General features: G+C 46.0%; 21 protein-coding genes. 1 reads left to right on the top strand and 20 read right to left on the bottom strand.

The features are described 5' to 3' along the window. Window positions 1-78: 78 nt before the first annotated feature. The 14 genes from H1230_RS11065 to H1230_RS11000 form a co-directional block, all read right to left on the bottom strand. Window positions 79-570: a DinB family protein gene (locus tag H1230_RS11065; protein ID WP_239715520.1), complete on the bottom strand. Its 492-nt coding sequence runs from the start codon at window positions 568-570 to the stop codon at window positions 79-81. Continuing rightward, window positions 567-2048, bottom strand: coding sequence for a carboxylesterase/lipase family protein (locus tag H1230_RS11060; protein WP_239715519.1), 1482 nt, complete (start codon window positions 2046-2048; stop codon window positions 567-569). Before H1230_RS11060 ends, H1230_RS11065 begins: the two co-directional genes overlap by 4 nt. Before the next feature lie 18 nt (window positions 2049-2066). Further along, a complete protein-coding gene (locus H1230_RS11055; RefSeq protein WP_239715518.1) occupies window positions 2067-3227 on the bottom strand; it encodes an AI-2E family transporter in 1161 nt (386 codons plus the stop codon). Window positions 3228-3314: 87 nt separating this feature from the next. Next, window positions 3315-3833 (bottom strand): DNA topology modulation protein, encoded by a 519-nt coding sequence (locus H1230_RS11050; protein ID WP_239715517.1) that lies wholly within the window; start codon window positions 3831-3833, stop codon window positions 3315-3317. A 34-nt stretch (window positions 3834-3867) separates the two neighbouring features. Next, window positions 3868-4680 (bottom strand): GNAT family N-acetyltransferase, encoded by an 813-nt coding sequence (locus H1230_RS11045; protein ID WP_239715516.1) that lies wholly within the window; start codon window positions 4678-4680, stop codon window positions 3868-3870. A 126-nt stretch (window positions 4681-4806) separates the two neighbouring features. Next, window positions 4807-6678, bottom strand: coding sequence for a DUF2264 domain-containing protein (locus H1230_RS11040; protein WP_239715515.1), 1872 nt, complete (start codon window positions 6676-6678; stop codon window positions 4807-4809). Window positions 6679-7181: 503 nt separating this feature from the next. Beyond that, window positions 7182-8318, bottom strand: coding sequence for a glycoside hydrolase family 88 protein (locus H1230_RS11035; protein WP_239715514.1), 1137 nt, complete (start codon window positions 8316-8318; stop codon window positions 7182-7184). A 20-nt stretch (window positions 8319-8338) separates the two neighbouring features. After that, window positions 8339-10147, bottom strand: a complete 1809-nt coding sequence (locus H1230_RS11030) for a heparinase II/III family protein (protein WP_239715513.1) — start codon at window positions 10145-10147, stop codon at window positions 8339-8341. A gap of 28 nt (window positions 10148-10175) precedes the next feature. Beyond that, the gene (locus H1230_RS11025; RefSeq protein ID WP_239715512.1) at window positions 10176-11783 is read right to left on the bottom strand and encodes a response regulator transcription factor; all 1608 of its coding nucleotides are present in this window, start codon (window positions 11781-11783) and stop codon (window positions 10176-10178) included. Next, entirely contained in the window at window positions 11776-13587 is a 1812-nt protein-coding gene (locus tag H1230_RS11020; protein WP_239715511.1) for a sensor histidine kinase, read from the bottom strand. The genes H1230_RS11025 and H1230_RS11020 overlap by 8 nt, the downstream gene beginning before the upstream one ends. Before the next feature lie 73 nt (window positions 13588-13660). Continuing rightward, window positions 13661-15061 (bottom strand): ABC transporter substrate-binding protein, encoded by a 1401-nt coding sequence (locus H1230_RS11015; protein ID WP_239715510.1) that lies wholly within the window; start codon window positions 15059-15061, stop codon window positions 13661-13663. A 157-nt stretch (window positions 15062-15218) separates the two neighbouring features. After that, entirely contained in the window at window positions 15219-16058 is an 840-nt protein-coding gene (locus H1230_RS11010; RefSeq protein ID WP_239715509.1) for a carbohydrate ABC transporter permease, read from the bottom strand. 24 nt (window positions 16059-16082) lie between these two features. Continuing rightward, entirely contained in the window at window positions 16083-17024 is a 942-nt protein-coding gene (locus H1230_RS11005) for a carbohydrate ABC transporter permease (protein WP_239715508.1), read from the bottom strand. Window positions 17025-17195: 171 nt separating this feature from the next. Then, the gene (locus H1230_RS11000) at window positions 17196-17555 is read right to left on the bottom strand and encodes a (2Fe-2S) ferredoxin domain-containing protein (protein WP_239715507.1); all 360 of its coding nucleotides are present in this window, start codon (window positions 17553-17555) and stop codon (window positions 17196-17198) included. A 211-nt stretch (window positions 17556-17766) separates the two neighbouring features. On the opposite strand from H1230_RS11000, the gene H1230_RS10995 reads away from it, so the two are divergent. Beyond that, window positions 17767-17994 (top strand): YczF family membrane protein, encoded by a 228-nt coding sequence (locus H1230_RS10995; RefSeq protein ID WP_239715506.1) that lies wholly within the window; start codon window positions 17767-17769, stop codon window positions 17992-17994. A 2-nt stretch (window positions 17995-17996) separates the two neighbouring features. On the opposite strand, the gene H1230_RS10990 is transcribed toward H1230_RS10995, so the two are convergent. The 6 genes from H1230_RS10990 to H1230_RS10965 all read right to left on the bottom strand — a co-directional run bounded on the left by H1230_RS10990 (window position 17997) and on the right by H1230_RS10965 (window position 24105). Further along, window positions 17997-19094, bottom strand: coding sequence for a GerAB/ArcD/ProY family transporter (locus H1230_RS10990; RefSeq protein WP_239715505.1), 1098 nt, complete (start codon window positions 19092-19094; stop codon window positions 17997-17999). Between the two features lie 35 nt (window positions 19095-19129). Further along, complete coding sequence (locus H1230_RS10985) at window positions 19130-20335, bottom strand: Ger(x)C family spore germination protein (protein WP_239715504.1); 1206 nt, start codon at window positions 20333-20335, stop codon at window positions 19130-19132. Beyond that, complete coding sequence (locus H1230_RS10980; protein ID WP_239715503.1) at window positions 20325-21836, bottom strand: spore germination protein; 1512 nt, start codon at window positions 21834-21836, stop codon at window positions 20325-20327. The genes H1230_RS10985 and H1230_RS10980 overlap by 11 nt, the downstream gene beginning before the upstream one ends. Before the next feature lie 222 nt (window positions 21837-22058). Further along, window positions 22059-23099 (bottom strand): NAD(P)/FAD-dependent oxidoreductase, encoded by a 1041-nt coding sequence (locus tag H1230_RS10975; protein ID WP_239715502.1) that lies wholly within the window; start codon window positions 23097-23099, stop codon window positions 22059-22061. A 181-nt stretch (window positions 23100-23280) separates the two neighbouring features. Beyond that, complete coding sequence (locus tag H1230_RS10970; protein WP_239715501.1) at window positions 23281-23502, bottom strand: hypothetical protein; 222 nt, start codon at window positions 23500-23502, stop codon at window positions 23281-23283. Continuing rightward, window positions 23503-24105, bottom strand: a complete 603-nt coding sequence (locus tag H1230_RS10965) for a TetR family transcriptional regulator (protein ID WP_239715500.1) — start codon at window positions 24103-24105, stop codon at window positions 23503-23505. Window positions 24106-24249: the final 144 nt, after the last annotated feature.

The following is a 24249-nucleotide window of genomic DNA, read 5'->3' as shown; positions in this document are numbered from 1 at the left end:
AACACACAAAAGAGGTCGTACCCGAAGCCATTTGTCATGACTTTGAATACGACCCTTTTGTATATTATGGGATGATCTTTAAGCTTCGTATTCCTCAAGTCTAGAAAAGTTTATATAATCCGTATTTACAGGCTCATAACCTTCCAAACGCAGGTACGAGGAGATCTGACCGCGATGATAGCTTCCGTGCAAGGATACATGACTCAAAATATCAAAAATAGATGTGCTAAAAGCTATTCCTTTACTGTTCTGGTAAGGGATCAGGGTATCCAAATCGGTATCCTTAAGCTGTTCTAGGAACATCAGATATCCGCTATAATTCTCCTGAATGAGAGCCCCACACTCCGCAAGCCGAGAGATGGGCCAGATGCTCAAGGATGAGCTGTCTCTTTCATTCAGGCGTTCCAGCCAGACCTTTTCCGCGGAGAGCAGATGGCCAAATACCGAGATTAACTTCTCCGGTACAGTATCTGCTTTCTGCAATGCCGCTAATATCTCTAGATTAGCCCAGTGAGTATGGCTTAATACACGTTGTAGATGCCTGTGTCCTGCCTCCTGGATAGCTGTCATAGACTGTTCCTCCCCATATTATGGATTAGACGCTTACGCTTCTCCGGTTCAGGATCATGCACAATACGAATTTTTTTATCAAAAATAAGAGTAGCACGATCCCCCGGTCTGTATTGCGGCCAAGGTTGTTGAGTCGTGCCTGGATCTCCGCAGTGCGCAAAAGCAATCCAAGCCTCCTGCATAGCTTCTGCCATACTTGTCATAGAAGGTGTAATCTCTAATCCAAACTGTGACAATAAAGACAGATTATTAAACACATAGGCGATTTCCGCACCGTGTACTGCTTTGCCAAAAAACGGATGACCGGGAACGATCCAGTCGAACCGGTACATCCAGACAGGAGCATGAGCCTGTTGACTCTCTGCGAAGACTACCGAACTACTCCAGAAGTAAAGATCCGTCAGGATTTCAGCCTGCCCCTCCCATGATGCTGGATAATGGCGAGCGACCTCTGACAGATTCCCTGTTCCCATAAGCAGTTCGAGTGCTTGAAGTGATTGCTCGAAGCCAGCTGCGGAACCCTCACGAAAGAACAGATTCCCCTCATGCCGATTGGTTCCAATGAGCAGCGGGATGCCACTTGCCGAACCCTTCGCTAAGGCATCCGCCGGATTCTCCGGCAGTGTGAACGGTTCAATTACCGGCTGAAAGAACATGCTGAGTGAATCGCCGGACAGCTTGTAGGTCATTCGTTCAGCGGCTGCAATAATCGTCTCTGCCGGAAGAGAACGGAGCAATCCAGCCCCGCTAGCGGAAAAGATCCCAAGCTCGGCCAGCAATGCAGCTGCAATAGCATCCGCCTGTCCGGACTGCAGCGTTTGGGCCGCTCCGCTTTGCATGATTGCACCAGCGAACAAACCTTTCGCGGCAGGCATCGCCAGCAAGGCAGCAATACTCATGCTGCCTGCGGACTCACCGAATACCGTTACACGCTTGGGATCGCCGCCAAAGGCAGCAATATCACGCTGCACCCACGTGAGCGCCGCGATCTGATCCAGCAGTCCTTGATTGGAGGCTAATCCGTCTCCCAGTGGAGATAAATGCAGAAATCCAAACGGTCCAAGCCGGTAGTTTATAGATACCACAATGACATTGCCACGGGCAGCAAAGCTGGTCCCATCGAATAACGGTTGACTGCCTGCTCCAGTAATAAAGGTCCCGCCATGAATCCAGACCATAACCGGCAGCTCTTTGCCACCATTAGCAGGTGCCCAAATATTTAAGTAGAGGCAATCCTCCGAATGTGGCGGATTCCCCCCGCCAAATCGGGTACCCCGGCTATCTAGGGGCTGCGGGCTGACCGGACCGAATTCGGAAGCGTCTCGGAGTCCAATCCAGGACTCCGGTGGCTGCGGCGCACGAAAGCGAAGCTCTCCGACAGGAGGTTGTGCAAAAGGGACACCGCGCCAGACGTTTACGCCATTCTCTTGTCTTCCTTGAAGTTCACCGTAAGTGGTTACTGCTACAGGTCCTTTCATTGCAATCATCCTTTCGTGTTATTCTTTTTCCTCTTCCTCTTCAATCTTATTATATAACCCTGAACGTAAGTGGAAATACTGAAAGACATGTGTACACACTACCTTGAATACCGCATAACCAGGTACTGCGAGGATGATGCCAAGAATTCCGAACATTTTACCGGCAAATATAATAACAAAAATAATCGAGATCGGATGAATCTTCAGGGACTTCCCCATAATTTGCGGCGAGATGAACTTGCCTTCAATTAACTGCACGGCTGTCCAGACGAAGACTAACTTCAGGAACATAAACGGTGAGGTGACTAACGCTACGATTAAGGCAGGTGCAATGGCAATCGCCGGACCGAGATAGGGCACAACTGCAGTACAGGCAGCAGCTATTGCCAGTACAAGCGAATACTCCAGACCAATAATGAGATAGCCGATATAAAGCAGCACACCGATACAGCAGCTGACGATAATTTGCCCACGAATATAGGAAGCAACTTGGCTATTCATTTCAGACATGACCAATTTAGTCTGATGCTGCAGTCTTGTAGGAATGAATCTCAGAATGAATTCAGGAAGCTTTTTCCCATCCCGAAGCAGGTAAAATAATATAAATGGAGTAGTCACCACTGCCAGCACAATCTCCGTTAATGCTCCTACAAAACTTCCCACACCATTCAAAGCATTGTTTAGGAAGGACGTAGTCCAGGTTGTGACCCTACTCGTAATATCCGTAAAATCGGTTCCTACATTCTGCTGAATCTGCCCAAATAACTTGCTGCCGGTCATATCCCAGAACTGTTCCTGGATCTGAGCGCTGTACTTAGGGAAATTATCGATCAAGCCTACTAACTGGGTGCGAATAATAGGAATAACCGTCAACAGCACCAGAGTTATGATCCCGGCAATCAGCAAATACAGAATTACAATTCCATACGCGCGTTTGACCCCGCTTCTTCTCTCCAGTCGGTCTACCAGCGGATTAAGTAGGTAATATGCGATACCCGTTAACAACAATGGCCCCGCTACCGTGTGCAGCAATACAATGACAGGCTTAAAGATAAACGATATCTTGGAGAATACCATTACATTAATTCCTATCAGTAATAAAATAAGCAAGGATACCACAAATTTATTGTTCAAAAAAAACTTTCTGAACTTCTCCGGCCAGACCTGCAGCCTCTCCATTTCCCTAACCCCCTGACTGCAAACACTTGTACAAAAGTGTTAACTGATTTTACTTTGTATTAGCATAGTCAACGTGAGCGCTACAAGTCAAATTTCTCGAAAAGAGAGTTGCTCCAAGAATATCTGAATCTTTGCACGGCTATCCAGAATGATCACCTGCTTCTCCCCGTCAGTTTCTCTCAGTGCACTAACAATCTTCAACCTGGAGCGTTTCTTAAAGTTCCAGATCCAACGGATAAATTCCCAATCCAACTGCTCTCTGCACCCCTCATTCATATCCGAACGAGTTGATCCATTGTATTGAATACGACGCTTTATTACACGGTAAATGCATAGTGCTCTCGACATATCCAAAAAAATAACTGTATCCGCCTTTTCCAGCCTCATCTTAAGTGTTCGAGAGTAATTGCCGTCCATGATCCACGCCTCCTGCGCCGTCTGCTCCTCCACGAACAGATCCCACTCCAGATTCTCGGATGCGACCCAATTCGGCTTCCAATAGTACTTATCAAGATGGATAACAGGAATATGTAATATAGCTCCAAGCTTCTTGCTCAATGTTGATTTACCCGCCCCTGCCGACCCAATGATTAGAATCCGTTGCATCTTGCCCTCCTAATAAGAATACCTTCATTCTCCACTAATCAAACTTTATATCTGCAATTCTCCCTGCCTCCACAAATCCTATCGACTGATAGACCTTGTTGGAATCAGGGTTCTTGGCATCGGCATAGAGCATCGGTGTTAACTTCTCTTGGAGTAATTGTGCACATAATTCGGCCACGAGTGCGCTGGCATATCCTTGTTTACGGTGAAACGGTAAGGTATACACATCGTTAATGCGGGCGAGCTTGGTTGAGCGATGAGCTATCTTAGCCATAGATACGGGAGTTCCATCAACCATCCATAGAAACATTTGGCCGGAACCAGCCGCTTCTTCAGCCATTGACAGCAAAATCTCAAGTTTGGCTGCCTGCATACCAAACGCATCCTCCGAGAAACCTGCCATAAATCCCGCGATCGTAGCGGTATGTTCCATAGCTGCTTGCTGCAGATGTCCTCTGACGTTCAGAGGCTTAATCACTTCAGGACAATGATAGGCTTCCAGCATCATCGAGGTATGAAAGAGAGCTCCCTTAACTTCACAAAAAGCTCTGGCAAACAGCTTCGCCGTATCCGGCTCCGCGGATATTCCACGATAACCATCATCCTTCACATACTCCACCAACTCCTGTACAAGCTTTTCCCGCTGTTCAGGTTCAAGCTCGTTTGACACCCATAGCCAAGGATTATGCCCAGCGGACTGGGTAAAGATCAGATTTCCGTCGCTAGATTTAAGCTTGGTGGCATCCACAATCCCACTGATAAAATGAATCAAATTGTGTTGAAGCTCATCTTGTGCAAATGCCTTGCCGGACAACACCCTATCATCTGCATTAAATCTTTCAAACATAATCAGATTCCCCCTAAATATACCTTTCTTTCAATGATAATCCTCTTTCCCACAAAAATAAACAGCCCAGCACCGAAGAATTTCCGGTGCTGAACTGCCATTTCGAATAAGTATTATAACATAAGTCTACTTGTCCAACGCAATGATTATATGCTTGCCATTAGAAGTAGTAATGGTAATTTCCCGATCACCTATACTCACATTCAATTGTTCTGCTGGAGGTTCTTGTGGTGCCGCTTCAATAGCCACATTAGGTTCACCATAGATTGCTGCGACGAGCCAATGCGTTCCGGGTGTTAGAGTCGTCCGCAAGGTAGGGATTGCAGTTCGTGGCTGCAATACATTGGTGTTGGTATGAGGTCGGATTAGTTCAGATTGGTCGTAGCCCAACATATTGCGAATTTCGCTTCGTCCCTGACTACAGATTGCCCCAATCCCGGTCCCACCTGCAGGAGTAATCTCCTGTAGATCAAGATCCAGCTTTACGGTAAATCCTCCCTCAGCAGCCTCCAGAACTCTTGAAGTGTGCACACGGTGAATGCGGATATGCCAAGGAAGACCGGCCACGACCCAAGTTTGCACTTCAACATCGGACCAAGGCTTCCACTTGGCGAATAGTACATTGTCTTCGATCTGTGAGACCTCACTCATTCTTCTCACCCGAAACAGATTGTCGTTGCCTTCACTAAGTGCCAGCATCGAGTCGAATGCTCCTTGGGCCAGCCCCCATTCAGAACGGGGAACGCTGAAACCAAATGCCGTTGAGTACGCAAACTTCTCATATTTTGCCGAAGTATGTGTATGCTCATTCGTTGTGAGATGACCACTGTTAAAGGCAACTAGATGGCCTGTACTTACTTGACGGCAAATCACAAGATGAGCAGGGCGCTGTACCGACAATTTCGCCAGTTCAGGAAGTGGCAGCTCTTCTGCCTGCCAGAAAGGATGATCCTCCGCTAGTGCAAGCGGCAAAAAGGACTTCAGTGACCAATACGGGGAGCCCGGCGAATTATAGTTCTCGGCCATAACCAGGTTCGGGTAGGCATAACCAATGGTCAGCACACCTTCAGCATCAAAGATCGGCTGCTGGAACCACCAGCGCAAATTACGCAGGACAAGACCTTTGATCACGCCATAGGGCAGAACATCAACCTCAGCATAGGCCAATGCGCCCCAGAAAGCGGACTGCGCGAACCGGTAAGTCAGACTTCTTCCGTATGGAAGTGCAGAGCCGTCTGGAGCGAACCACTGAAGGAACTCTCCAGCAAATTCCACAGCTCTCTCCTTGAATACACGGGCCCGCTCTGGGTCCTCGTTCCCCATCAGCTTGGCGTACAGCAGACCATAATAATGAAGGGCAAACGGAACATAATAATCAATATGCCCACCTACACCATCGCTGTACCAGCCCTTGGATAAATAAAAATCATCAATGCGCAACAAATTACGTTCCATTTGCTCAGCGTCATAGGGAAGTCCTGCTTTATGGAATCCCATATTGACCAGCACGTTGAAAAATAACCAGTTGCAGTCATAACAGGGATGAGTATTGATCTGGTTCAACCACTCATAGAGGTTGGAGCGTTCCCGCTCGTTCAATGGACCCCATATTCGTTCCGGAATCAGAGATAGTGCGAATCCAAACGCCGCCATCTCCACAAGCCGCTGATCGTAATCGGCTACTGCTCCCCAGTATTCCTTATGCGCTGGATCTGTCCCGCTGCGAATACCATCCAGACATACCCCCCAGAGTTCATCTTCTCCGCCTCCCGCAAGCAAAGGTACAATTCCCCACAAAACTCTAGAGAATCCCTCCATTTCGGCAATCGCAGGACCGTAGTGGACTCCAGTCACTCCCAGCTTCAATCGAGCTCTTCCCGCGCTGTAATGGGGTTTCAGCGGATATACAAGCTGACGAAATGCCTTTTGCAGATCGGCCTTCGTTTCCAGCGGATTTGTTGCAATGTCCCCCAGAGGATTACTTATTAACTTACTCATCACTTTTCTCTCCCTTAAAAGTTTGCGGAGCCACGCTTCGCTAGATTCCAGTTCTCAGCACCTAACCTCATAAGCAGCTAAACTTAACCTGCTCACACGGACGGTTCTATTGCACTTTGTGCAGTAGATTCAACACGAACCGTATCAGATTCCATTTCTACTGCACTCTGTGCAATAGAAAATCTAAAATAAAACCTTTTATGCTCAATTACCAGAATTCAACTGCACAAAGTGCAATAGAATGCCTTTTAAGCCGAAAAAAAGAGATATCTATTGTACTTTTTACAATCAAAAAAATACTTCAAGTTACTCCTATATAGAAAGTTTTAGATCCAAGCATCTAAGCATCCGCGCAGGGTTTGAACGCCAAGTTAGCCGTAACTGCACTCTTTACACTTATTATGGAAAAATGAACCGATCAATTGACTTTAGTTGTATTGCGTACAGCTAAATCTCGGCATACTCCCGCTTTAAGCCAACACAAGTACAACTATTCTTGCTGCCTACTCCCAATAGAAAGGACCTTTACCTTTCAGTCGGGCCAAGCCTTCAACGTAGAAGAAATCCCCGTAGATTAACGGAACATCAATATTCTGTCCAGCCGGATAATTGCTTGTACCGTGAAGAATCAAACCTTCCTCGGCATCATTACCCCATGTACCGTAATTGCGGTACAGAGATTCCAGCATCTTGATAGCAGGCTCCCGATATACAGGCGCCTCCAGCTCTCCGACCTTGTCAGCCAGCAGCAGCAAGCCGCTTGCAGCGCAAGCTCCAGCCGATGAATCGCGGAACACACGATCTTCCGCCGGTGCGCGGAAATCCCAATGCGGCACATGATCCTCAGGTAGGCGAGCTAGGAAGAAATGGGCGACCTTTTGCGCTGTATAAAGATACTCACTCTTGCCAGTATGATGATACGCCAGCGTCAACCCGTAGATGGCCCATGCGGTTCCCCGCGACCAGGCGGATTCTGCGGCATAACCCTGTCCACCAATGCCTTCGATGAATGCTCCAGTTTCCGCATCAAAACGGACGATATGATACACCGATCCGTCCGGACGAATGAAATGCTTCACCACGGTATCCATATGCGCCTCGGCGATATGACGGTAACGTGGATCTCCAGTGACCTCTGATGCCCAGAATAGCAGCGGCATATTCATGGCACAGTCGATGATGGCGTATCCCCGATTGTCCTCGCCTTCGAACCACGGATTCCACGCCCGGATGAAGTTTCCCTTCAGATTAAAGCGGGCTGCCAGGAAATTCGCCGCTTTAAGGGCTCTGATCTTGGAGGCTTCATTCCCAAGCAGCTTGTACGAAGCCACACTCGTTAATGTCCACATGAAACCGAGATCATGATCCAGGCGCACATATTCGTTCAGCACTGCATCCAGCCGCTGCTCACACTCTTCAGCAATGACCTTCAGTGACTCATCTCCACTTTCGTTATATAGCAGCCACAGCTGTCCTGGCCAGAAACCCGCCGTCCACCAAAATGGCTCCTCCAGTACATATTTCCCGCCTTGGGCAGCATGAGGAAATCCCGCGCCAATACGCAGGCTGTTCTTCTGTGTCTTCTCCAGTGCCTTACTCCACGCTTCCTCTACCCATTCCAGCTTAGTTTCAGCCGTCATCTTTAGCCACCGCCATTCTTTTATTTAGAATTATTTATGAATTGGAATTCAAACTCATACCGTGCTTCCGTGCTTGGCTTTCTAACCTGAAAATCAACACCATACCAGGCCTTCTCCACTCCGAAGTGGTCATGGAAGGTGTGTACCGAAATCTCCGGATGCAACAGATGATCATCATAGGCAATGCAAAGGCTCCGCGTCTTCAGTCCTTTAAGGATTACAAACCCTTTGTCAACTACAGGCAGACAAAAGGTCACCATCCGCTCAATCAGTGCTGCCGGAGCTTTGTTAAAGTGGAACTCATCACTCAGCGTTAAAGAAGGCAGTTCCCCGGTCCGCCACACAAAGGAACGAGTCAAACTTTGGAGACTTTCATGAGCGTAAGCCTGCGCCAACTCCAATACCAGCATATCTTCCTCTGGAGAAGTGGAAGCTTCCAGCACCCTAGCAGAAGACTCCGCACCCGCAATCTGATATTGCCCATCGATAATAGGCACGCTATGACCCTGCGAGCCATTGCAATCATGGGAATACCTTTCTGCCCCGAAATAACCTGCCTTATATTCACCACTGCCCAGATCAGAGAGATAAACCGTCCCCTCCCCGAGGAGGATGAATTGACCGAGATCATTATGGTTATGCGGCTCATCATTGCTGCCGCCTTTAGCAGCGAAACCAAACGCTCCGGCTTCACTAACATGACGGGACAGTAGCCACTGCGCATCTGGCAGATAATAGCTGGCACTCCCCCACTCTACCCGTGCATGGATCGAATCTTTCCAAATCAAATTTCGAAAGGCCGGAGCCCAGCGGCTGCAGTGATCCTCACTATATGCAGCTCTAAGCGATAATGGTGGCGCTTCCACTTCAGGAAAAACAGCTGCTATATAATGACTAAGTCCGAGCTGTACGCTGCCCACGGCTTGCGAATCAGAGAAATTGGCGACAAGCTCTCCACCGAGAAAACATTTCTGCTGAAACATAGCGATGCTTTGAACCTGCTCACGCTTAAACCGATCGATTTCTCCAAGGCTGCGTTTACAGAGAAGATCCGCATAATAGACGAAATAACCAAACCCATAATTCCAGTAACCCAGTCCCTCCAGACAAGCTCCGTCTTCACCGAAGCCCTGCAGATAATATTCCATAGTGCCCTGCACCTTCAATAGAATGTCGGTGAGTATTTCAGAGTCCTTCAGCATCAGGAGAGCAGCCGCGCCAATCGAACCTGAACAGACCGCAGCCCAATTATGTGTAGCGGTCTCCCAATGGTAAGGTCCGCTGGTTAAATATGGCATGAACAATCGCTTGATTACATTCTCCCTAATGCGGAATTGCAGCAAGGAAGGCAGCCGTTCTCCAAGAAGACAGCTTATCTCACTGAGCGCAAAGCCCGTCTCTGCCGAGAACAGGTCAATCGTCTCCGTAATAGGGTTCTCCCCCACATGAGCCGGCAGACACCAGGTGTACTCATTGCAGATTGACCAGAGGATATCTTCAAGAGCAGTCAGATGCTCTTCCCGTTCCGGCTCTAGTAAGGTCAGAAACACAGAAGTATTCAGAATTCTTCTTCGTTCAAAATAAACCCGCTCATATTCCAGCCTTGACCCCAAACGAGAATATATTGAAAATAGCGAATAAGTGAGCTCAGGAATAGGCAAACCACGCAAACGGTTCCCTTCCGCACGAATCTCAGAGCGCTCGTTCTCATATAGCGGGGACTCCCTTACCGAGCGCCAGAAGCTTTCCTGATCACCGTCTGGGTAATACAGCCGAAGATCTACTGGCTCCATTGTAGAGACTATCGGGAACAACTCGAACCTCTCCATTTCACTCCGCCCTTCATTGAATACTTGTCTAACCCCGATACTCCACCGGAGTAACTCCTGTATGCACCTTAAAGGTCTTAATAAAATAACTCTGGTTGTCATATCCAAGCTGTTCACAGATTTCACCCACGCTGCAATTCGTTCCGTCGAGCAGTTCCTTGGCTCTTTCCATTTTCAGTCTAGTAATATATTCGATAAAGGTAATCCCCGTCTCCTTCTTGAACAGCCTGCTAAAATAGCTCGCATTCAAATGCAGGTGATCTGCGACCTCATCCAGACTGATCCTTGAGCCGAGGCGGAGGGAAACATACTGACAGGCCTCTTTAACTTCTACTCTTTTGCTTGCTCCAGCCCCTGCTCCTTTGGCAGCAACGATGGATTCCAGATGATTATTTAGCCACTCCTGCAGAGCCGACAGTGAATCAATATCCACAATTTCTTTATGCAGGGTATCTGCTGAATAGGCAGGGCGGACGGACTGCAGCGAATGCAGCTTCAGCTTCAAATCAAGCAGTAGCTTTAGCGTCCAATCCTTGACTGTCTCTGACGGATATCGCTCCTGTCTGATAAGTGAGATCCACTTCTCTGACACCACGCGCGCCTGATCCGGCTGTCTGCCCAGCAGCACCTCCCGCAACTCTGTACTAGCCTCATCATAGTAGGTGAATAGACTTTGCCTGATGCCCGCTTCCAACACAGGCTTCTTCTTGCAAATCTCTCTCTGCTCCAGATAGAATCGCTGCTCTTCGCCGCCTACCAGCTCATTCAAACACATCTTCAGCGCCTCAGGCGTTTCACAACCCTCGCCTGTAATGAAGGACATGTTAATCTTGAGCACTCGGAACAAGGTAGCCTGAATCATCTTCAGGCTGGCTGCCGCTTCCGCATAGATATTAGTCTGGAGTCCTGGCTTATAGGAGAATAGCAGAAACGAAGCCTTCACATTATAACCAACATACAATCCTTTGGGCTTCATCCCGTCCAGCACTTCATTCATAACATTGCTCACAGCAAAATGCAGCGTCTGATCTGAAGTGAAACGGTATTTAACATGGCGGTAATCCTCCAAATAGGCAATAGCGGGCAGGCAGTATTCCCCATTCTCAAACAATCCGTACTCCGCAGCTTCTACCCGCCACTTCTCAGATGAGAGCAAAGGCTGATGAATAAAGTTCTTGATGCTCTGCTCCTTGCGCAGCTCTCTCGTCTCTCCGAACCGATGCTTCATGCGTGAATTCTCCCAGCCCGCCTGATTCTCCTCGTCCATAGATAGTTTGAATCTGCGCAATAATTGAACCAGATCCTCAGGGTCCAGCGCATCCTTCAGCAAGTAGTCCTGCACGTTTAAGCGCATCGCCGCCTGTGCATATTGAAACTCGTTATGGCAGGATAAAATTGCAATCCGCACACCTGGCTTCCGCTCCTTGATTCGGGCAGATAATTCTAGTCCATTCATTCGCGGCATCCCAATATCCGTAATTAAAATATCCGGCATCTCCAATTGTGCATGCTCCCAGGCACTTTGGCCATTCTCGTGCATTCCCATCAGGCGGAAGCCAAGCTCTTCCCACTTGATCGTCTCGGATAACAGCTCAATGACGGGATAATCATCGTCCACCAGCATGACATTATACATCCCGCAACTCCTCCCTATGTGGAATATGCATCTCGATAGCGGTCCCTTTTCCCAGCTCACTGTACATTTTAATGTCAAAAGCATCCCCGAATAGTATTCTCATCCGCTCAACAACATTGTGCAGGCCCATACCTGAGAACGAGCTGTTCCCCTCCTCCTTGTCAGGAAGCGAACCTTCACTCGAATCCATTTTCCGATAGATGCGTTCCAGCTGTAAGGCATCCATCCCCCGTCCATTATCCTCAACCGTAAGTAGAACATACTTCTCCTGCATGATCGCCCGAATGCTAATCAGCCCAGGCTGCTGGCTAAGCCCATGAATGAGTGCGTTCTCAACGAGCGGCTGGAGAAAGAAGCGTGGTACTTTAATGAGAAAAGCTTCTGGAGCAATATCCAGCTGAAGCTCCGCCTCTTCCTTTTGCCTCAGGTTCATTAAAGCTACATAATGAGCGACCAGATCCATTTCCTCGTGCAGGGAAATTTCATCCTCCTCACGGCTAATCGTCATACGGAGCAGCATGGACAGGGAACCGATCATCTTTGCGCTCTCCGGGTCTCCTCGCTTCATCACCTTCATGCGGATCGAATTCAGCACGTTGAAGAGAAAATGGGGATTGATCTGTGCCTGCAGCATTTTTAGCTCCGCTTTTCTTTTGCGCGCCTGAGTATCGGACACTTCGACAATCATTTCCTTAACCCGGTCCAGCATTTGATCGAACAAGAAGCCCAGTCGCCCAATCTCATCATTTCCTCTTACGCCGGAGCGCACCATCAGATTGCCACGCTGTACCGCCGTCGTCACTTTACCCAGACGTACCAATGGCTTTGTGAAAGCTCTAACCAGCGTAATCAGCAGCAGTAGAAATATAAAGAATGAAATTAGCTGAATGACAAATACCCGATTAAAAATCGAGCTGATATCTACGATGCTTTCCTTATATGGCTGCATCAGCACCAGCCGCCAGCCGTTGAAGGGAATCTGCTGCTGTGCCACCAGATATTTATCCCCAGCTATGGATACTATTGACGATTCCTTCACACCATTCGTTGCCGCGGCATAGGGAAAGGGCTTACCGATACTGCCCGCATCACCGCCGGACACGATGGTTCCAGCTTCATCCAGCAGGACAACCTTCTGCCCTGCTGACAGGTTGCCGAATATATGATTGAGCTGATCCTCCATGATGGTTACAACTACGTACCCGTAAATACCTCCGCTGTCCAGCCTCAAGGTGCGGGCAAGCGTCACTTGATACGGATGATCGAACTTGTCATAAGAATAATCCGTGGGTTCGACGCCAATCCAATAGGAATCCAAACCCCTTAACTCCGTCAGCTTCTCAAACCAGGCTTTCTTCTTAATATCCAAAGGCTTGTAATCGCTGACTGAATAATTCATGAAATACGAGTCGTTAGTCAGCAAGACGGTGACATAACTTGCCTCGCCTACAAACGTCAGGCTATCCAGCTGTTCAAGCACGCGGTTTGCGTCCATAAATCTTTGATATTTATCTCCGACTTCATTATTTGAGGCTACTAACTTTAGATAGGCTTTCAACCCTGGATTCACCTGTACGTAATTGGCAATCGTCAGCATGCCCTTCAACCTGTTGATCACTGAGCCGTTCACCAGCTTTAATGAATCCTCCGCATTGGATATGGCCTGCCTCTGCACTGCCTCCTGAGTCAAAGAATTATATATGATTAGAGTTAGGGCCGCGGGAACAAGGATGCAAGCTATAGAAGCAATAATTAACTTGTGCCGGATGGATGTAGGCGCAAGCTCTCTGAGTCTCTTAAACATGGATGTCCCCCTTAAAGTAAAAAAAGGGGGACGAGGAGTCCGCCCCCAATTTGGGTTCATTATACCAATAAATTTATTTTTTGTTGGCGGCAATAATCTTATTCACCCGGTCCTGGGAATTCTTGACCGTTGTGTCCACATCCTGATTGCCAAGAATCATTTTCTCGTATTCTTCGTTTATCGCCTTGTAGACCTCTGCTTGATAAGTTGCCGGAGGAATAATAGCCGATGCTTTCGAAGCTACTAATGTGTCTACCAATGATTTTTTATCAACCTTTTCCGGGTTTTTAGTGCCAGCTAGGATCGTATCGATAATACCTTCTACCTGATCACTAGTTACCTTGCTCCAGGCTGGGATGTTCTTGCCTTGAACCAATTGTCCTTCTGTTGTATACCAGCGTACAAATTTATAAGCGGCTTCCTTGTTCTTGGATTTAGCAGCTACCGCTACATAGTCCGTTGTAACTGGAGTCAGTCCATTTTCATCCGCAGCATTATTCTTAGGGAATGGAGCAACCGCAACATTAAAGTTCAAAGGCACCTTTTCCGTTCCGCCGATTTCCGTATTCATCCAGCTTCCGATCAACAGCATGCTGGCGGATTCATTGAAGAATTGAGTCCGGTAAGCCAGCTTCTGCGAGATCATATCGGAATAGGGAACCGAAGATTGATCTTCTTTCTCCATTCTCAGTCTCAGCTCAAGCGTAGCCTTGAAGTTAGGATCATCCAGATTGGAAGTACCATCTGCTTTCAGGAATTCAGCATTCTGTGGTTGGTTCTCCATCTTCAGCTTCAGGAATTCCATCCAGCCGCCTGCCTGTGGGCCATGGAAGTAAGCACCATAACGTTTCTGAGCCCCTTCACCTGTAGTCAATTTCTTCGCATAGTCGGCAAAATCATCCCAAGTCCAATCGGTAGGAACCGCAAGACCAGCCTTATCCAACTGGTTCTTGTTCAGCAGCACATACCAGGGATTAAACTTGCCTGGAAGTGCATAAACCTTGCCATCCAGATGGGTATCCACCTTGTAATCTTCCTCTACCTTGTAACCGTCTTTAGCAATATAATCATCGAGTGGTTCAGCCATACCAAGCGCTACACGTTGAGCATACCCCGCTGCATCACTGAACATCAGAACATCCATCTGCGCAGAGGATGCCGCCTCTAGGTCAAGCTTCTTGGAAGCCTCCTGCGTATCGCCCTTTTCACTTAACTGAACAAGCTCCACCGTAACATTCGGTTCTAATGCATGATACGCATCCAGCGTATGCTTCCAGTTATAAGCTTCTTCCGTGCCGTACGTGTACAAGCGCAGATTAATCTTTTCTGCAGCAGCATTTGTACCTTTAGTTGCATCCGGGGAGGCCGCATTTCCGTTAGCCGCGTTATTGTTGTTCGAGCCACCGCAGCCGGATAGCAGGCTTAACATCAGCACCCCTGTAATTGCGCCTGCCCAAACTTTTCTCTTCATCATGTATAACCCTCCTACAATTTTATGAGCATTTAATTTATGATCACTGTCTCACTACTAAAGTATAGAATACGCTTTCACAAGGGGCATGAAACAATATTTACTTTTTCCAAACTATTTTTACTTCTATTTAAAATGGCTATTCATTCCGTATTTTTTATTACCCTTTCACACCGCCAAGTGCGATGCCTTCGATAACGCTTTTTTGACCGATGATGAAGATAATAATTAATGGGAGTATAGCAGATACGGCTGCCGCCATAATTAAGGAATAGAATTCTCCACTCATTGAAGTGAATTTCTGGATCGCAATCGGCAGGGTCAACAGGTTATCGCTTCTTATGAAGATTAGCGGATTCTGATAATCATTCCAGGTCCAGATAAATCGCAGGATAGCATAAGTGGCGACAGCTGGCTTAACTAGCGGCATGGCGATAGACCAGAAAATACGGGCATGACCCGCTCCATCGATTTTGGCGGATTCAATAAATTCCTGATGCAGTCCCATAAAAAATTGGCGCAGCATGAATGTGCCCAATACGCTAAAGCTGCCGAGCATAATCAAGCCCAGATGGCTGTCGAACAGCCCAATATTACGATACAGAATAAATTGGGGAATCAGAATGGCTTGTCCTGGAATCATGTACGTCACAAGCACGATCATAAAGAGAAAGTTGCTGGCAGCAAATTTGATTTTGGAAAACCCGTAGGCGGCCATTGCAGATATGAGACATGATACTACTGTGGTAATCACTGCCACTTTAATTGAATTCCAATAATATAAAGGGAATGGATAATCCCCGAACCAGACTTCCTTATAGTTCTCAATAGCATTCCAGTGCTTGGGAATCCACTGAATCGGATAGGTGAAGACATCTGTCTCTATTTTGAACGAGGTAATAAGCATCCATATGAATGGCAGCAGAAACAGAACACTTCCTGCGAACATAAGAATTGTAACTACAAGCTTGCGCCAGTTGAGGCCTTCGCGCGTTTGCATAATTTCTCTCCCCTCACTCTCTCTTTAGTAATTGACCCATTTCTTCTCAGCCAACCATTGGCCAAAGGTAATCAATAGCACGAAGACAAACAGCACAACTGCGATCGCCGAAGCGTAACCGACTTTGAGATTCACAAAGGCTGTATCATATAAATACCAAACCATCATGGTTGTCGAGCCAATGGGCCCCCCTTGCGTCATGACGGCGATAATATCGAATACCTTAAAAGTAGCGATTATTCCCGTTACAAGCAGGAAAAAAGAAGTCGGGGACAGCAATGGAAAGGTAATCCGTCTAAACTTCGTCCAGGCGTTAGCGCCATCAATATCCGCAGCTTCATACAAATCCTTCGGAATGGACTGCAGCCCGGCGATATAGATAATCATATTGAACCCGATGGATATCCAAATGGAGATCATCATGATCGAGATCAGCGCAAAATGCGGATCAGCAATCCATTTCGGTGGATCGGATATTCCGATCGCCTTCAGCATTTCATTAATTGGCCCGTACGAAGGCTGGAACAGCACCTGCCAAACTACGGCTACCGCTACAGTCATGGATACATAGGGAACGAAATAGGCAATTTTGAAATAACCTTTCAGATACACATAACGGTCGATTAGTACCGCCAGCACCATGGACACCAGCAAGTAAATCGGCACGGTCAGCAGAAAGATAAAGTTGTTGCGAATCGAGCGGATAAACATCTCATCCTGAAACAGGTTGATGAAATTCTGCAACCCCACCCAGCGGATGCCATCAAAGCCTTGAACAAAGTTCCAGTCAGCAAAGCCAAGCACCATCGTAGCTATAATCGGGATCAGCACCAGAATGGATACTCCGATCAGCATCGGGCTTACAAACAGAAAACCTGACAGCGTTTCCCCTTTTTGCAGTGACCACCCTTTGCGTTTGCGCACAGTTGGCGGCTTTTGCGTTAAAGTCTCAATATTTTGCCCCATTGTCTACACCTCAATTGTTTCGTTTATAGGTCTCACCTGAATATGTATTTATTATAAAAAAAATACCGTCAGCACTTTGACGGTATTTTGATCATATTCACTGTAATTTTTACTTATTGAGTCCGTATGAAAAGAGGGCTGTTACTGTTACTGTTACTGTTACTGTTACTGTTACTTTTTCTTCTTGCCTTTAGCACCCCGTTCAGTTGCTGCTATCAGCATTTCATCATAGGTATATACAACCTGCTCTTCAAGCCGCTCGCCTTGCAAATGCTTCCGCACCAAAGCTTTTGCTGATTTGGGCGTTATTTCTTTATACCACACACCTTCTGGGTAAGCGATAACTACACAGGCATCATCGCATCGCCCATTACAACGGGTCACAGTCGTATGGATAAGACTCTGCGCACCTTGCTTCTCTATCTCATCCTCTATGGCTTCGGCAACCTCTTCGCCTTTATTCTTCTTACAACTGCTTCCGTTACAGATTAGCAAATGGCTTACCGTCCCTTGCAGATTCCAGGTCGTCATGGAATATCATCTCCCTCTTGCCCAATAATCCTCCACTACCGGAGTATTATAAACTCTACTAATAAGAGTGCTTAGCGTCAATAGGAATACCGCTCGTTGATGTGCGAGGTTATTTTCAATGATTACGGACTTACTCAAGTGGAAATAATAGCTTTAGTCTACTATTTCCAGACTGAATCATCACATTTCTATTCTAAGGAGATTTCCCAACATGAAGATCTTATTTCTTTATTTCCTGCTCGCCTTTTTGGGACTGTCTATTATTGTCATCATTGATCTATTGTCAGGACTAAGTCTTTCGATGTCTTTCCACTCCATCTATGGCGCCTTTGTCAACACAAACATACAAGAAAGTATACTTATGGTTGTCTTTATTTGCCTTCCCTTTATTAACGCTATAACCGATTCCTTTAAGAAACGTAAACAAAGAACTAAATGATGTCATTTCAAAAAACCCAGACTTTTACGTATGTAATGTACAATGAACAGCATTATGGGAATGCCTGCACACATGTATGTCAATATATATTTCATGAAAACTTTTCCTTCCTCCAGATGAATGGAATAATTCTCTGCGCTGGCAAATGAACTAAAGAGAACTACAATTCCTATAGGAACCGCCAATTTCCGCATATCCTTCACCTTAAATAAATCCGCAGTCACTGCCATAGCAGTGTAACAGTAAATAGTCATTTTGAAGAAAACACCGATAATTAAGGTTAACATAACAAGCGCGTCCAACCTTTGAATGAAATTTGCCAAATTAACTAAAGTGATCGTTGTGAACAATGGAAAAGTAGCTCTGGCGTAAATATCGCTTCCAAGTGCCGATATTTCGATAGCATGTGTGAAACTGAGCAGTAGACCGCTTAGCGTGATTGCCGCAATCCCCGTCCGCTTGGCCACACGAAACTTGCTGATATGAGTTAATATTGTAGTAAAGCATACGAGTTCACCATACGGAAAAATCCAAATACTAGGATAAGCTGAAGTTAATGCATCCCTCCAGTCCTTCGCATGTAGTGGAAACAAATTTTCGAATTTAATGAGGCCTGCAGCTATAACCACAAAGCAGCAAATTAAACCCATCGCAAAAATGATCAGCAAATAGATTTCAGCTGTTCTGGAAAAAACTTCAATGCCTTTACGCAGTATATAGATCACCGCGATGATCATCATGGCATTAATGATAAATATGGGCGTTCGGTCATAGGAAGAAGCTATTAACAAGTCTCCGGCTTCTCGTAAGTTTCTGGAGCCATTATACATAAAAATCGGAATATATAATAAGCTTAGTGGCCAACCCAGGAATCTGCCCAAAATTTTCTGAGTATACCCACTGATGATCAGCTTAGGGTATTGTCGATGTAAATAAATATAAACAAGAAATAACAGAATGCCTCCAGGCAGGGCGAACAATATGGATATCCAGACGGCATGTCCACTTTCAAGGCCTATTGGAACAACGAGCGCCGTACCCATTTCAAACAAAAAAATCATGGAAAATAATTGACTGGCACTAATAACTTCTTTTCTCATAATGCGGATTGCCCCACCTTTCCAGCTGATACCTGTTAATCTGTATTGGGCAGGAATGGCTTTAATCTCATTCCTGTACTGCGAATGTATACTTGCACATGGACATCAAGTTCCCCTTTGGCAAATATATCTGACCATTGGTTCTTCACGGTTTCCCATGCCTTTGGATCTTTACGCTTTAATTCATCTCCAAAATTGAAAATATCACAGCCCATGCTCTGTGCAGCTTGCAAAGATTTCACCACTTCTTCTTTTGTCTTCTTTGCGAGTTCCACTTCCAATTTTTGGAGTTCTTTTCTCTTGCTTAAGTCTACAAAATCTTGCGACTCAATTACAGAACCTTCCTCATCGATGTAGATGTGAAAGACCGGCACCCCTTCCCTAAGCTTAACCTTCACTTTTGTTTTTGAATGACTAATATCGATGGCAATCGAATCTTGTTTTTTCTCAGAATCGATATTAATACTGGTCTGTTCTATTTTATTCTGAACCCATAACGTCCCCCTAGCCTCTGGACCATCCAGCCAACCCTTCAGCTTTCCTTCCTTAAATACAGCCAACCCGCTCACAGATATGACCGCCTCTACTTCACTTTGTTCCAGATATGTTTTCTTCCTTCCTTTTACCAAATCCCCAAAGATCCGAACTCCACTGATAACCGGTTCCCCTTCGCCAGTTATACTGTTAATGAGCTCGAATACACTTATTGCCCTATTTTCGCCCCATAATTTAGCCGTATTCTTATTCTTCTTAACCACAGCCAGTGCGGGGATGCTCTCGATGGGTAACAGTATTTTCAGAACAGAAGATGCGTCCGTTTCCCTGGATACAATTACTATAGAGTTAAGCCGAAGCTCGTGAGATCTTTCAAATACGTCAAATATGCCGTTTATTCCGCTCTTTGCCAGAGATTCTCCAATAACCAGAAGCTGTGTATGTGCAAAAAAAAGCTGTCTTGCTACCTTTTTTGATGTTTTACGCAAGGCTCCAAATAAGGTCCGATCAGTTGATGTGTAGACTGTAATCGGCGGCTGGCCTGTACTTACACCCACACTCGTAGCTGTTGCTGAAGGATTAACAATTTGAAAGGTAACCACATACTCCTCTGTATTCGGGACTTTATCCATTCCTATACCAGTGACTATGGCCATATCATTGAGTTCTCTGCTGTTCCAGCAACTTGTCAACAGTAATAGCATTACCATATAAATGGGAGGTTGTATAATCCATTTAACTTTCATCTGAATCTCCCCGATTCCCCTTATCTGTTGCCATACGTGTAATATTCTTTTGGCTGATCATTCGTGGCCGTTTCCTCATAAATTTCAAGGGAACACGGATGAGCGAGTCTCCCTGGTTCTCGGCAATAAATGGACCCAAAGGAGTCATAAATGGAAATCCGAGGGAGCGCAGACTGCACATATGAGCAATCAAAATAAAGAGGAGGATCGATATGCCATACAGCCCCATGAATGCCGCGATAAACATTATAAAAAAGCGGAGGATTCGTATCGAAAGAGCCATATTAAAGGCGGGTGTCGCAAAGCTGGAGATACCCGTTAGCGAAACAACGATTACCATCGCAGGTGAGATAATTCCAGCTTGTACTGCAGCCTGTCCCAACACTAAGCCGCCAATAATGGATACAGTCTGGCCAATGGGGGATGGCATACGAATTCCAGCTTCACGGATAATCTCGAAAGTAACCTCCATCATGAGCGCTTCAACAAATGCCGGGAAAGGAACGCCCTCTCTTTGCGAGGCCAAGTTAATTAACAGTGAGGTGGGAATCATTTCCTGATGAAAATTGAGCGCAGCAACAAACACAGCGGGACCAAATAACGAAATAATTAGACACATAAATCTTAATAAGCGAATCAATGAGGCAATATCAAACCGTTGATAATAATCTTCAACAGCATGGAAAAACATAAAAAATGAAGTTGGAGCAATCAAAACAAAAGGCGTGCCATCCACAAAAATAGCAATCCTACCCTCCAGTAAATTTCCGGCAACACTATCCGGGCGCTCCGTGTTATATAAGGTTGGAAATGGAGAGTACACATTATCTTCAATTAATTGTTCGATGTAGCCTGATTCCAAAATGGCATCAACGTCAATAGCCTGCAGTTTTTTTTTCAAGGCCAGAAGGGCTTTATCGTTAACAATGCCATGAATATACATGATTGAGACATTTGTTTGGGTCACGTCACCGATTTTCATCGTTTCAATCCATAAGTTGGGGCTTTTTATTTTCCTGCGTACCAGAGAGAGATTTGTCCCTAAGGATTCCGTAAAACTTTCTTTAGAACCACGGATCGCTACCTGGGTAGTGGCTTCCGTAACCGATCTAACCTCACCACCACTTGTGTTTCCTCTTATCGCTTCTCCAATTCCATCGATCAGAAGAATCGTATTCCCGGAGAACAAAGCTTCAAATAGCACATCCCAATCCTTGATAATCTTTTCTTCATTTATGTTTCGTGCTTTTTCTTTCATAAATGTAAAAATATCTTGCGCTGAGGTTATTTCCGGATCGCTATCGTCAAAAGAATCAAATGACATCATATGCCCAACATACTTTTCAACCATAGTGTTCTCGATAAGGCCTTCAACATATATAGCAGCAACTTGAATCTGTGCAGTCATCAAGGTGAACTTCCGAATGATAATATCAGGACTGTTCCCCAGTCTTTCTATGAGTTGATCCAGATTATCTGTTAAGCTGCTGGAAATAGACATCAACCTCACCTCCTGAAGATACTATTCGCGTTCAGCATTATTTTTATGCAACTTATGGAATCCAGAAGAAACTATAAGCCATGAAATGGCCGCTCCGCGAACGGACCGTTGCTCCAATCGCTTACTCCATAAAACAAAAACGAGTCAGTCTCCAATAATCCAGAGACTGACTCGTTTTTGTAGCTTTTACAGCTTCGAAGTGGAAGACTACATTTCCCTCATCTAATGATCATCGCCTACGCCTAACGCTTTGTTCTTTTCCTTGAAACGTTCATTATGAGAGGATACATAAGCCACTTTGGGAGCTGACGGGTCCATGTACAACTTGGCACTGTTGAGCGCTAGAACAGCATCAGTGAAAGTGCCGGCAATCAGGCGGACCTTGCTGCTGTGGTCTACAAAGTCACCGGCAGCGAAGATACCCGGCAGATTAGTCTCCAGTTGGCTGTTGACATTCGCACACCATTCACCCATATCCAGGCCCCATTCCTTCAGCGGCCCGAAATCACTTTTCAAACCATGATTCACGATCACTGCGTCCACCTCGAGCTGCTCGGTCTCCCCCGTTTCCATATGACTGATCGTTACCTGATCAATAGTTTCTCCGTTGCTGCTCTGCAGATGACTCACAGCGTAAGGCACTCGCACATCGACCGTTGAAGATTTCATGCGCGCGATATTCTGCTCATGGCCACCGAATTGCTCACGACGGTGTACGATTGTTACACTTGCTGCAACTGGCTCTAGCTCATTGGCCCAATCCACTGCCGAGTCCCCACCTCCAGAGATCAGCACCCGCTTGCCTCGAAAGGGCTCCAGCTCCTGAACGGTATAATGCAGATTCGTGACCTCGTAACAATCTGCACCCGCAATTTCAAGCTTCGCCATTTGCAGAATTCCATAACCAATCGCCAGAATCACCGTCCGTGTCCAATGCTTCTCTCCGGTGGCCGTGGTCAGTATATAGGTTCCGTCCTCCTGTCGCTCTTGATTCGTAATCTGCTGCCCTAGCACGAGAGTTGGATCGAATGTCAGCGCCTGCTCCCCTAGCTGATCGATCAGCTGACGGCATAGAATCGGAGTCACACCCCCTACGTCCCAGATCATTTTCTCGGGATAAATAAGCATCCTCCCGCCAAGTTCTTCTTTCGCTTCAATCAGCTTTGTCTTCAAATCTCTCATTCCACTATAAAAAGCAGCATACATCCCCGCAGGTCCCCCGCCAATAATCGTGACATCATATAATTCCAGTGTTTTGCTCACTTTGTTCTCCCCCAAATCTGAGTTTAATAACAACTCTTCTATGAAATTGATTATCATTATCAATACCATTCTTTATAGTATTGTAATTTATATTCCCTTAGTTTGGCAATGGACAAATATGATCTGCCATTTACCACAGTAAAAAAATAGCCAGCCTCCGAGTGATCGGGGCTGGCTGTCTTTAGCGGGTATAATCCTCATATTCATCAGATCTATTTAACTTATGATACATATATTCTTCATTCTTCAGCTTAGATAGCTGCCCCATTCCAGCAAATACGATGAACAGCACCATGATTAATCCGTAAGCATACGTGAACTGATTCAAATAGAAGCACAATACGATGGCAATAAAAATGAACAACAATAACGTCATTGCAATCCTAAATAATATTTTTTTCATTTAAGATACCCCCTTGGCAGTAGATAAGAGTAGCAATCCATTTGCTCCATGCTGGATCAGCTTAGCCGACTTCACTGCTAATTCCTCTTTCGAAGAAGTTTTGTGGTTGTTCCACTGTAAAGCAACTCCATAAATCGACCAGCTCACAATAATAATGGAAAGCTCTAATTCTTCTGAGAAATGCTCCGGCTCAGCAACGCATGGTTTAGCGATTCCCTCAATGAAGGCAGCCAAGCGGGAGATGATTTTCTCTTCCATGAGGGACATCACGGATGAACTAATCTTTCTACAGGCATTGTTAATATACATGAAGTAGTCGCAGACGGCCATTATTAATTTCTCCAAGGTTTCAATACTAAAGGAACTGTCATCAATCTTGTTTCTGGCAAGGGTTTGGTCAAAGAACTCCAGAAAAAGCACTTCCAACAGCATGTACTTATCCACATAGTGCGCATAGAAGGTAGCTCGGTTAATGGTGGCTAGCTCCGTGATATCCTTCACGGTGATCGACTCGAAATCACGATCCATCATGAGCTTGGTAAAGGCATCTTTAATTAACTGTTTGGAACGTATTACACGTGGATCATTCTCATTAGCTATCATACATCCACCCTATCCTCATGGTATGGAACAACTTTACCAACAGATCTGACTCAGTGTTGCTAAAGTATACAGAACATCGATTCTGCTGGTTGACCCCCTATTTCTTAAGCCTTAGTATACTAGATAAGCAGCATCTTAACAACG

The organism is Paenibacillus sp. 19GGS1-52 (assembly GCF_022369515.1).
Taxonomy (GTDB): Bacteria; Bacillota; Bacilli; order Paenibacillales; family Paenibacillaceae; genus Paenibacillus_AQ.
Note: the sequence above shows the minus strand (reverse complement) of the source record. Positions and strands in the feature narration are given on the sequence as shown.